This window comes from Pseudomonas sp. C321 (assembly GCF_055407105.1).
Map to the genome: position 1 here is coordinate 605,463 of NZ_JBUZRB010000002.1, position 11,609 is coordinate 617,071.

General features: G+C 56.2%; 12 protein-coding genes. All 12 read right to left on the minus strand.

The window, feature by feature from the left end:
- The 12 genes from atpG to mnmE all read right to left on the minus strand — a co-directional run bounded on the left by atpG (window position 1) and on the right by mnmE (window position 11,541).
- Entirely contained in the window at window positions 1-861 is an 861-nt protein-coding gene (atpG, locus tag ACZRJ6_RS08790) for a F0F1 ATP synthase subunit gamma (protein WP_463967520.1), read from the minus strand.
- Window positions 862-911: 50 nt separating this feature from the next.
- Window positions 912-2,456, minus strand: coding sequence for a F0F1 ATP synthase subunit alpha (gene atpA / locus ACZRJ6_RS08795; protein WP_463967519.1), 1,545 nt, complete (start codon window positions 2,454-2,456; stop codon window positions 912-914).
- Between the two features lie 21 nt (window positions 2,457-2,477).
- Window positions 2,478-3,014, minus strand: coding sequence for a F0F1 ATP synthase subunit delta (locus tag ACZRJ6_RS08800; RefSeq protein ID WP_149412834.1), 537 nt, complete (start codon window positions 3,012-3,014; stop codon window positions 2,478-2,480).
- A gap of 12 nt (window positions 3,015-3,026) precedes the next feature.
- Window positions 3,027-3,497 carry a F0F1 ATP synthase subunit B gene (locus tag ACZRJ6_RS08805; protein ID WP_149412833.1) on the minus strand — a complete coding sequence of 157 codons (471 nt, stop codon included), beginning with the start codon at window positions 3,495-3,497 and terminating at the stop codon, window positions 3,027-3,029.
- A 57-nt stretch (window positions 3,498-3,554) separates the two neighbouring features.
- A complete protein-coding gene (gene atpE, locus ACZRJ6_RS08810) occupies window positions 3,555-3,812 on the minus strand; it encodes a F0F1 ATP synthase subunit C (RefSeq protein ID WP_002555987.1) in 258 nt (85 codons plus the stop codon).
- A gap of 133 nt (window positions 3,813-3,945) precedes the next feature.
- A complete protein-coding gene (atpB, locus tag ACZRJ6_RS08815) occupies window positions 3,946-4,815 on the minus strand; it encodes a F0F1 ATP synthase subunit A (RefSeq protein WP_149412832.1) in 870 nt (289 codons plus the stop codon).
- A gap of 16 nt (window positions 4,816-4,831) precedes the next feature.
- Window positions 4,832-5,239: a F0F1 ATP synthase subunit I gene (locus tag ACZRJ6_RS08820; RefSeq protein ID WP_463967518.1), complete on the minus strand. Its 408-nt coding sequence runs from the start codon at window positions 5,237-5,239 to the stop codon at window positions 4,832-4,834.
- Window positions 5,240-5,387: 148 nt separating this feature from the next.
- On the minus strand, window positions 5,388-6,260 hold the full coding sequence (locus ACZRJ6_RS08825) for a ParB/RepB/Spo0J family partition protein (RefSeq protein ID WP_149412830.1): 873 nt from the start codon (window positions 6,258-6,260) through the stop codon (window positions 5,388-5,390).
- A gap of 9 nt (window positions 6,261-6,269) precedes the next feature.
- Window positions 6,270-7,067, minus strand: coding sequence for a ParA family protein (locus tag ACZRJ6_RS08830; RefSeq protein ID WP_133100640.1), 798 nt, complete (start codon window positions 7,065-7,067; stop codon window positions 6,270-6,272).
- Window positions 7,068-7,085: 18 nt separating this feature from the next.
- A complete protein-coding gene (rsmG, locus tag ACZRJ6_RS08835) occupies window positions 7,086-7,730 on the minus strand; it encodes a 16S rRNA (guanine(527)-N(7))-methyltransferase RsmG (protein ID WP_463967517.1) in 645 nt (214 codons plus the stop codon).
- A complete protein-coding gene (gene mnmG / locus ACZRJ6_RS08840) occupies window positions 7,727-9,619 on the minus strand; it encodes a tRNA uridine-5-carboxymethylaminomethyl(34) synthesis enzyme MnmG (RefSeq protein WP_463967516.1) in 1,893 nt (630 codons plus the stop codon). The genes rsmG and mnmG overlap by 4 nt, the downstream gene beginning before the upstream one ends.
- 551 nt (window positions 9,620-10,170) lie before the next feature.
- Window positions 10,171-11,541 carry a tRNA uridine-5-carboxymethylaminomethyl(34) synthesis GTPase MnmE gene (gene mnmE / locus ACZRJ6_RS08845; RefSeq protein ID WP_463967515.1) on the minus strand — a complete coding sequence of 457 codons (1,371 nt, stop codon included), beginning with the start codon at window positions 11,539-11,541 and terminating at the stop codon, window positions 10,171-10,173.
- Window positions 11,542-11,609: the final 68 nt, after the last annotated feature.

Sequence of the window (11,609 nt, forward strand, 5' to 3'; positions counted from 1 at the left end):
TTAAACCGCGGCAGCGCCGCCGACGATTTCCGAGATCTCTTGGGTGATCGCAGCCTGACGCGCCTTGTTGTAGACCAGCTGCAAATCGCTGATCAAATCACCGGCGTTGTCGGTAGCGCTCTTCATCGCGATCATCCGCGCAGCTTGTTCCGCCGCGTTGTTCTCGACCACCGCCTGGTACACCTGCGACTCCACGTAGCGCACCATCAAGCCGTCAAGCAGCTCTTTGGCGTCTGGTTCGTAGAGGTAGTCCCAGTGGTGCTTGAGTTCTTGTTCCGGGGTCGCCACCAATGGAATCAACTGCTCCACGGTAGGCTGTTGCGTCATGGTGTTGATGAACTTGTTGGATACCACGGACAGGCGGTCAATCCGGCCTTCCAGGTAAGCATCCAGCATCACCTTGACGCTGCCGATCAGGTCATTGATCGACGGTTCTTCACCCAGGTGACTGATAGCTGCAACGACGTTACCGCCGAAGTTGCGGAAAAAGGCCGCACCCTTGCTACCGATCACACACAGATCAATCTCGACGCCGTTTTCGCGGTTTACCGCCATGTCCTTGACCAGGGCCTTGAACAGGTTGGTATTCAAACCACCGCACAAACCACGGTCACTGCTCACCACAACATAACCGACACGCTTTACTTCGCGGTCGAGCATGAACGGGTGGCGATATTCCGGGTTGGCGTTGGCCAGATGACCAATAACCTGGCGGATACGATCCGCGTAGGGACGGCTAGCAGCCATGCGCATTTGTGCCTTGCGCATTTTGCTGACCGCCACTTTTTCCATGGCGCTGGTGATCTTTTGCGTGCTTTTGATGCTCGCAATCTTACTGCGAATCTCTTTTGCGCCTGCCATGTAACACCTATCAGGTTAGCAAGCGGGAGCCTCACGGCCCCCGCTGCGGCTTACCAGGTTTGGGTGGCCTTGAACTTCTCGATACCGGCTTTGATGCCAGCGTCGATGTCGTCATTGAAGTCACCTTTCACGTTGATCTTCGCCATCAATTCGGCGTGATCGCGGTTGAAGTAAGCAATCAGCGCTTGTTCAAAGCTGCCGACCTTGGTGATTTCAACGTCGGTCAGGAACCCACGCTCAGCGGCATACAGCGACAGCGCCATGTCAGCGATCGACATTGGTGCGTATTGCTTCTGCTTCATCAGCTCGGTAACGCGCTGACCATGCTCAAGTTGCTTACGGGTCGCTTCGTCCAGGTCAGAAGCAAACTGGGCGAATGCCGCCAGTTCACGGTACTGAGCCAGAGCGGTACGGATACCACCGGAGAGCTTCTTGATGATCTTGGTCTGAGCGGCACCACCCACACGGGATACCGAAACACCGGCGTTCACTGCAGGACGGATCCCGGAGTTGAACATGGCCGATTCCAGGAAGATCTGACCGTCGGTGATGGAAATCACGTTGGTCGGAACGAACGCGGAAACGTCGCCAGCCTGGGTTTCGATGATCGGCAGTGCGGTCAGGGAACCGGTTTTGCCGGTCACTGCGCCGTTGGTGAACTTCTCTACCCACTCTTCCGAAACGCGGGATGCGCGCTCCAGCAGACGGGAGTGGAGATAGAACACGTCGCCTGGGTAAGCTTCACGGCCTGGTGGACGGCGCAGCAGCAGGGAAATCTGGCGATAAGCCACTGCTTGCTTGGACAGATCGTCATAAACGATCAGCGCGTCTTCACCGCGGTCGCGGAAGTACTCGCCCATGGTGCAACCGGAGTACGGTGCCAGGAACTGCAGTGCAGCGGATTCGGAAGCACTGGCGGCCACGACGATGGTGTTAGCCAAGGCGCCGTTTTCTTCCAGCTTGCGAACCACGTTGGCGATGGTCGATTGTTTCTGACCAATAGCTACGTAGACGCAGAAGATCCCGCTGTTTTTCTGGTTGATGATCGCGTCGATCGCCAGAGCGGTTTTACCGATCTGACGGTCACCGATGATCAGCTCGCGCTGGCCACGGCCGACAGGAATCATGGCATCGACAGCCTTGTAGCCAGTCTGTACAGGCTGGTCTACCGACTTACGCCAGATCACGCCTGGAGCAACTTTCTCGACCGCATCGGTCTCGGTGTTGTTCAGCGGACCTTTGCCGTCAACTGGGTTACCCAGTGCGTCGACAACGCGACCCAGCAGTTCCTTACCAACCGGAACCTCCAGGATGCGGCCTGTGCACTTGGCGCTCATGCCTTCGGCCAGAGTCTGGTAGGAGCCCAATACAACGGCACCTACAGAGTCTTGCTCCAGGTTGAGAGCCATACCGAAGACGCCGTCCGGAAACTCGATCATCTCGCCGTACATAACGTCGGCCAGACCGTGAATCCGCACGATGCCGTCAGATACGCTGACGACAGTGCCTTCGTTACGGGCTTGGGAGGTCACATCGAGCTTGTCGATGCGGCCCTTGATAATTTCACTTATTTCGGAAGGATTGAGTTGCTGCATTGCTCTGCTGCCCCTTCAAACTCAAGATTTCAATGCTTCGGCAAGATTCGCGAGTTTGCCGCGAATCGAGCCATCGATAACCAGGTCGCCGGCGCGAATGATGACACCACCAATCAGGGTGGCATCCTCCGCAACTTGCAGGCGCACTTCCCGGTCGAGTCGTGCACTGAGAACCTTGGCGAGTTTGTCTTGCTGTTCTTGGTTCAATGCAAAAGCACTGATGACTTCAACATCTACCGATTTCTCTTGTTCGGCCTTGTACAGGTCAAACAGAGCGGCGATCTCCGGCAAAAGCGGGAGACGGTCGTTTTCGGCAACGACGTGGATGAAGTTCTGCACTTTCACATCAAACTTGTCGCCGCACACGTCAATAAACGTGGCGGCCTTGTCTGCGCTCGTCAGTCGCGGGGCCTTGAGCACGCGCTGCATGGTGTCGTTTTGCGACACTGCTGCAGCCAGGCCGAGCATGGCTGACCAAGAGGCCAGTTGCTGGTGGGCCTGGGCGTGCTCGAAGGCTGCCTTAGCGTAAGGTCGGGCCAACGTGGTCAATTCTGCCATGATCGCCCTCGCTTAAATTTCAGCAGCCAGTTTGTTAACCAGCTCCGCGTGCGCGTTTTGATCGATTGTGGCACCCAGGATCTTCTCAGCACCGCCGACGGCCAGAGCACCCAGTTGGGCACGCAGCGCATCTTTGACACTATTCAGTTCCTGCTCGATCTCGGCCTGAGCCTGAACCTTCACACGGTCAGCGTCGATACGGGCTTTTTCAACAGCCTCTTCAACGATCTGGTTACCGCGTTTCTTGGCTTGCTCAATGATTTCGGCTGCCTGAGCTTTTGCTTCGCGCAGTTTTTGACCCACTTTATCTTGGGCCAATTCCAGGTCGCGAGCTGCTCGGGCGGCAGCGTCCAGTCCATCCGCGATCTTCTTCTGACGTTCGTGCAAAGCCGCGATGACCGGAGGCCACACGAACTTCATGCAAAACAGTACAAAAATGAAGAACGCAACGGACTGGCCAATCAGGGTTGCATTAATGTTCACGCCAACACCTCGCTCGTTCGTTGTCCATCACTCTAATCAACTCGAAAATTCGAGTGATTAGCCAGCGAGTTGACCAACGAAGGGGTTCGCGAAGGTGAAGAACAGAGCGATACCAACGCCGATCATGGTCACGGCGTCGAGCAGGCCGGCGACGATGAACATTTTAACTTGCAGCATTGGAACCATTTCTGGCTGACGCGCGGCGCCTTCCAGGAACTTGCCGCCCAACAGGCCGAAACCAATGGCAGTACCCAGGGCGCCCAGGCCGATCAACAGTGCAACAGCGATAGCGGTTAGACCAACTACAGTTTCCATCTTTCCTCCCGACTTTTACGTCGTATGGTTTAGGTTTTTTAGATTTTAAAGCGGTAAAACAAATCGTTTCATAGCCCTGAAGGGCCACCTTCCCGTTTCACCGGGAAGGACATCAGACTAGTCGAGACTGGTCTTAATGGTTCTCTTCGTGCGCCATCGACAGGTAAACGATGGTCAACATCATGAAGATAAACGCCTGCAGGGTGATGATCAGGATGTGGAACACAGCCCACGCCCACTGCAGAACAATGCCCAGGCCGCTAAGCCAGAGCAGACCGCTGCCGAACATCACAGCAATCAGAATGAAGACCAGTTCGCCGGCGTACATGTTGCCGAACAGTCGCAGTGCCAATGAGATTGGCTTGGCGATCAGGGTGACGAATTCCAGCAGGAAGTTCACCGGGATCAGCAGCGCTTGCAGGAAAATGTTCTTGCTGCCAAACGGGTGCAGGGTCAGTTCGCCGATGAAGCCGCCGATGCCCTTGACCTTGATGCTGTAGAAAATGATCAACGCAAACACCGACAGGGCCATACCCAGGGTGGCGTTAGGATCAGTGGTCGATACGGCACGGAATGGAATGTGCGCATCGCCGGTGATCAGGATGGCCAACTGAGGAATCCAATCGACCGGTATCAGGTCGACGGCGTTCATCAGGAACACCCAGACGAAGATGGTCAGTGCCAGCGGTGCAATCACCGGGCTACGGCCATGGAAGCTGTCTCTCACGCTGCCATCGACGAATTCGACCAATACTTCAACGAAGTTCTGCAAAGCACCTGGCTGACCGGAAGTCGCCTTCTTTGCCGCCATGCGGAAAATCAGGACGAAAATCAGACCCAATGCGACCGACCAGCCGAGGGTATCGACGTGGAAAGCCCAAAAGCCCATTTCTTTGGCTTCTGCTGCGGTGTGAGCAAAGCCCCAGCCGCTATTGGGTAACTGACCGAAGGTCAGGTTCTGCAAGTGGTGCTGGATATAGCCCGAAGCGGTTGTCTCTGCCATGGTTGCCTCAAACGCCCTAAGGTCTCGAAAATCTTGTTCTCATCAGCAGGGGCGAAAACCAGCTGACCAGTTGGGTCAACACGAAGACGCCGAATACAGCCAGCGGCGCCAATGGCTTTACACCTGCAAACGTCAGCGCAAAGAGCACTGCCGTCAAAATCAGTTTACCCGCCTCACCGGCATAAAAAGACCGGACGATGGCTTGGGCTGCTCGGGCGCCGGAAAACCGAAAAGCCCTGTGAGCAAAATACATATTGGGCAGCAAGGCTATCAGGCCTCCGCAGAGTCCTGAGTATCCGGCTACGACCCCATGCCAATACCAAAGCGCCAATGCGGCGATCAGCAAAATGACAAATTGGGCCAATAACACCGGAAAAACGGCCAAGCGATGGAACGGCAACGTGTTTGGCGTGCGGTTTTCCATCACTCTTGCTCCCCAATAGTCGGCTGCCGGAAATCAATAACTTGGCATCATTTGTGCCGACAAAATGCGCGCAGAGTATAGGGGCGGTTCTGCCCCTATTCAACAGCCAGGTAGTGATTTCCGACTGTGCGCTACATAAGCAAATGTTTCAGCGGATGTGGGCAAGTACGCCCTGAAGCTCATCGAGAGAGTTATATCCGATGACCAATTGCCCTTTGCCTTTCTTGCCGTGGCGAATTTGTACCGCAGAGCCTAGGCGTTCCGCCAGGCGCTGCTCCAGGCGTGCGATATCCGGATCAGGTTTGGCGGCTTCGACAGGTTCTGGTTTACCACTGAGCCACTGGCGAACCAGGGCCTCGGTCTGACGAACGGTGAGCCCTCGTGCGACAACGTGTCGCGCCCCTTCAACCTGCTGATTTTCCGGCAAACCGAGTAAAGCACGAGCGTGACCCATTTCCAGGTCGCCGTGAGAAAGCATGGTTTTGATCACTTCCGGAAGCGCGATCAGGCGCAACAAGTTGGAGACGGTAACGCGAGATTTACCCACCGCGTCGGCGACCTGTTGCTGAGTCAGCTGGAATTCCTGCTGCAAACGCTGCAAGGCCACCGCCTCTTCGATGGGATTTAGGTCTTCGCGCTGGATGTTTTCGATCAACGCCATGGCAATGGCGGTTTCATCCGACACATCGCGAACCATCGCCGGGATGGTTTCCTGGCCGGCCTGTTGGCTGGCGCGCCAACGGCGTTCGCCGGCGATGATTTCAAAGCGGCCGCCGCCAATCGGGCGCACCACGATCGGCTGCATCACGCCCTGGGCCTTGATCGACTGGGCCAGTTCTTCCAGTGCCTGGGGGTCCATATCCCGGCGTGGCTGGTATTTGCCGCGCTGGATCAGGTCCAGCGGCAGGTGCTGCAGCTCACGCTGGTCAGCCTGCACCGCTTGTTCTTCAAGTGAAGTAACAGTCGGACCACTCAGCAGTGCATCCAGTCCACGTCCGAGACCTCGTTTCTTGACGGCCATGAGGATTCCTTAAGTTGGCTGGGCTGCAGCGGTGCGTGAGTTGCGGCGTTGGCGACGAACCATCTCACCCGCCAAGGCGAGGTAAGCAAGAGCACCACGAGATGACTTGTCGTACGCCAGCGCGGGCATGCCATAGCTTGGCGCTTCGGCCAGGCGAATATTGCGTGGAATCACCGTGTCGTAAAGCTGGTCGCCAAAGTGTTCCTTGAGCTGCGCTGACACGTCGTTCATCAGGCTCAGGCGCGGGTCATACATGGTCCGCAGCAAACCTTCGACTTTCAGGTTCGGGTTGAGCAATTCAGCGATGCGCTTGATGTTATCCACAAGATCGCTCAAGCCTTCGAGGGCGAAGTACTCGCACTGCATGGGGATAATTACCCCATCGGCGGCGACCAATGCGTTAATCGTCAGCATCGACAGCGACGGCGGGCAATCAATCAAAATGTAGTCGTAATTTTCGCGAATCGGCGCCAAGGCGCTGCGCAGACGGCTTTCTTTCATCTGCATTTCCAGCAGCACCACTTCCGCCGCCGTCAAATCGCGGTTGGCCGGCAGCAGTTGGTAACCGCCGTGCTCGGAATAGTGCATGGCCTGGGCCAGGTCGCACTCGCCAATCAGCAAGTCGTAGACCGAGTTTTCCAGGCCGTGTTTATCCACACCGCTACCCATGGTGGCGTTGCCTTGTGGATCGAGATCGATCAACAGCACCCGACGCTTGGTAGCAACCAGGGATGCTGCGAGGTTGATGCAGGTGGTGGTTTTGCCCACGCCACCTTTCTGGTTCGCTATCGCGAATACCTTAGCCATTCTTGCTTGTGTTCCCAATCATGCCGTGCGGCGCAGTATCAGCAGATGGCGTTGGCCTTGGCAACCGGGTACGGCCAAGGCGTGTTCGCTATCGAGGTGGAAGTCTGCCGGCAATGCTAACAGCTCGTCGCTTGGATGAACGCCCTTCATTGCCAGCCAACGGGTATCGCGGTCGCCAAGATGGCGGGTCCAGTTACTGAAGTTCTCCATGCTGCTGAACGCCCGCGAAACGATTCCGTTGAATGGCTGTTCAGGCGTGAAGGTTTCGGCGCGGCTGTGGATAACTTGCAGGTTGTCGAGTTTGAGTTCGAGTTTGACCTGGGTCAGGAAGCGGGTTTTCTTGCCGTTGCTGTCCAGGCAGGTCACTTGCGACTCGGGAAACAGGATCGCCAAAGGGATGCCAGGCATACCGCCGCCACTACCGACATCGAGCCAGCGGCCGTTTTCGATAAACGGCATGACGCTGAGGCTGTCGAGCAAATGCCGGGAAACCATTTCGTCGGGATCGCGCACCGCCGTCAGGTTGTAAGCCTTGTTCCATTTGATCAACAGGGCCAGATAACCCAACAGCAATTCGTGCTGGGCCTCTGTCAGGTCAACGCCCAATTGGCGAGCACCTGTGGATAACTCTTCGGCGTGTTGCAGGGTGACCAACGAACTCAAGCGCTTTGCTCCAACTGACGGCCCGCGCCGCGTTTTTTCAAATGAATCATCAACAGCGAAATAGCTGCCGGGGTGACGCCCGGTATACGGGACGCCTGGCCCAGGGTCTCCGGCCGAGTTATCCCCAGCTTGCCCTGGATCTCCTTGGAGAGACCCGAGATGTTCGTGTAATCGATATCCACAGGCAGCTTGGTGTCTTCACTAGCCCGCAGACGCGCAATCTCGTCTTGCTGGCGATCAATGTAACCGGCGTATTTGGTCTTGATTTCGACCTGCTCGGCGACCTGTGGATCTTCTGCACCACCGCCAGTCACCGAGATCAGACCAGCGTAGTCGATTTCCGGACGGGACAGCAGGTTCAGCAAGTTGTATTCGTGAGTCAGCGGCGTACCGAATTTCTCGGCAATGGCATCGCCTTGTTCGGTGCCAGGGCGAACCCAGGTGCTTTTCAGGCGCTGCTCTTCCAGTTCGACACTTTCGCGTTTTTTGCAGAACGCAGCCCAACGCGCGTCATCCACCAGACCCAGCTCGCGACCTTTTTCGGTCAGGCGCAGGTCGGCGTTGTCTTCGCGCAGGATCAGGCGATATTCGGCCCGGGACGTGAACATTCGGTACGGTTCCTGGGTACCCAGGGTGATCAGATCATCGACCAACACCCCGATATACGCTTCATCGCGACGCGGACACCAGCTGTCTTTGCCCTGTGCACGCAGGGCCGCGTTGGCTCCGGCCAGCAAACCCTGGGCACCAGCTTCTTCGTAACCGGTGGTGCCGTTGATTTGCCCGGCGAAGAACAGACCGCCGATGACCTTGGTTTCCAGGCTGTATTTCAGGTCACGTGGATCGAAGTAGTCGTACTCGATGGCGTAGCCCGGACGCACGATATGGGCGTTTTCCATGCCGCGAATCGATTGCACGATCTGTATTTGCACGTCAAACGGCAGGGAAGTAGAAATCCCGTTCGGGTACAGCTCGTGAGTGGTCAGACCTTCCGGCTCGATAAAGACCTGATGGCTTTCCTTGTCGGCAAAGCGGTGGATCTTGTCTTCAATCGACGGGCAGTAGCGCGGGCCAACGCCTTCGATCACCCCGGAATACATCGGCGAACGATCGAGGTTCGCGGCAATGATTTCGTGAGTCCGGGCGTTGGTATGGGTAATCCAGCAACTGACCTGTTTCGGATGCTGTTCCTTGGAACCCATGAACGACATCACCGGGATCGGCGTGTCGCCGGCTTGCTCGGTCATCACCGAGAAGTCCACGGAACGGCCGTCGATACGCGGTGGTGTACCGGTTTTCAAACGTCCGACCCGCAATGGCAACTCACGAAGACGCTGCGCAAGGGCGATTGAAGGCGGATCACCGGCGCGGCCGCCTGAATAGTTCTGCAGCCCGATGTGGATAAGTCCGCCGAGGAAGGTACCCGTGGTCAATACAACAGATTCTGCGAAGAAACGCAGACCCATTTGGGTAACAACACCACGTACCTGGTCCTGTTCAACGATCAGATCATCAGCGGCTTGCTGAAATATCCACAGGTTGGGCTGGTTTTCCAGGGTTTCGCGGACAGCGGCCTTGTACAAAATCCGGTCGGCTTGAGCCCTAGTGGCTCGCACGGCTGGGCCTTTGCGGCTGTTCAACACGCGAAATTGAATACCACCCTTATCGGTGGCCATGGCCATCGCGCCGCCTAGGGCATCGATTTCCTTGACCAGATGGCTTTTGCCAATCCCACCAATGGCGGGGTTGCAGCTCATGGCACCGAGGGTTTCCACGTTATGCGTCAGCAACAGGGTCTTTGCCCCCATACGTGCTGACGCCAGTGCTGCCTCGGTACCGGCATGACCGCCGCCGATGACGATCACTTCAAAACGGGAAGGGAAATCCACCACGCACCTCGTGCCTGCTTCAGTTGGGTAATTAGGAAAGGGTTGAGCTCAGGTTTTCTAACTCTGGCGGCAAGTATAGGGACTTAGCCCTTCCTAAAGAACCCTTTGCACAAAATTTAACCAGCTGTGGATGAATCACAGACAATAGAAATTAAAAGAGAGAAATATATTAAATCTTTATTTTTATGTTTATTAATACTGAGGCACTTTTCTGTGGATAGATTTCTACAGGCCTTTATTTATGTCGTGTACAAGGATTCAAAAGTCTGTGGTTAGGTGCCGATAAGGCACTTGGATAAGTGCTTTAAGCCTGTGGATTAAACAGCTACTTATCCACAGACGTGGTTTTCCTCAGTTTTCAAGCCCGGTTATCAACCGAGTACAGAGGCTGTTATTCACAGGGCTTAATCCACAGAAAAACGCTTGGTGCAGCAAATCGCGCCCACGAAAAAGCCATCGCAACCGATAGCGCTTGTCAGAAGTAGGAATTGAATGCCCTGAAGCGGGCAGAACAGACAGGCGCGAATGGCCTGTCTGTGAGTAACGAGGGTCTATTTACCGATGCAGAAGCTGGAAAAGATCCTTCCGAGCAAGTCGTCGGAACTGAATGCCCCGGTAATTTCGCCCAATAGCTGCTGTGCCTGACGCAAATCTTCGGCCAGCAGCTCTCCAGCCCCAGCCAGGGTCAACTGCGCCCGACCATGCTCAAGGGCCGTGCTGGCATGGCGCAACGCCTCCAGGTGCCTACGGCGAGCACTGAAGCTGCTCTCCGAGGTCTGCTCGTAGCCCATGCACGCTTTGAGATGGTCGCGCAGCAGTTCCAGGCCATCACCTGCGGACTTGGCGCTAAGGCTGATGGTCACGTGGCCATCTTCGCTAACTTCCAGCGCTATGGGCTCACCGGTGAGGTCAGCCTTGTTACGAATCAGCGTGACCTTCGCCGGATCCGGCCGTTGTTCAAGAAATTCTGGCCACAGGGCAAAAGGATCCACAGCCTCTGGAGCCGTCGCATCCACTACCAGTAATATCCGATCAGCCTCGCTGATAGCCTTGAGTGCCCGCTCCACGCCGATTTTTTCCACTTGGTCGTCGGTATCGCGCAAGCCAGCGGTATCAACAACGTGCAGCGGCATGCCATCGATGTGGATATGTTCACGCAAGATATCCCGAGTGGTGCCGGCAATTTCAGTAACGATCGCCGCTTCCCGACCAGCGAGGGCATTAAGCAGGCTGGATTTACCGGCATTTGGACGACCGGCAATCACCACTGTCATCCCATCGCGCAGCAACGCACCTTGTCCCGCTTCACGCTGGACTGTGGATAACTCATAGCGAACTTTGTCCAGCATCGCCAGGACATGACCATCGGCCAGAAAGTCTATTTCCTCTTCCGGAAAATCAATCGCCGCCTCGACGTAGATCCGCAAACTGATCAACTGCTCGGTGAGATTATGCACACGCAGGGAAAATGCCCCCTGCAACGAGCGCAAGGCATTGCGCGCGGCCTGGGCAGAACTGGCTTCGATCAGGTCGGCAATTGCTTCGGCTTGTGCAAGGTCAAGCTTGTCATTAAGAAACGCCCGCTCGCTGAACTCACCCGGCCGAGCCAGGCGACAGCCCAGTTGCAGGCAGCGTTGCAGCAGCATATCCAACACGATCGGGCCGCCGTGACCCTGCAGTTCCAGGACGTCCTCACCGGTAAAGGAATTGGGGCCCGGAAAATATAAGGCGATACCCTCGTCCAGCACTTCTTCATCGTCATTGAAGAACGGCCCGTAATGGGCGTACCGAGGCTTCAGTTCGCGACCAATGATGGCTTGAGCCGCGATGCCGGCGAGCGGCCCGGAAATACGAACGATACCGACACCGCCACGACCTTGAGCGGTGGCGACGGCGGCTATGGTTTCACGAGGAGCGCTCATCAACGGGTACCCGGACAAAAGTGACAAAATGCAAAACGCCCCACTAGGGGGCGTCTTGAGTGGTTATC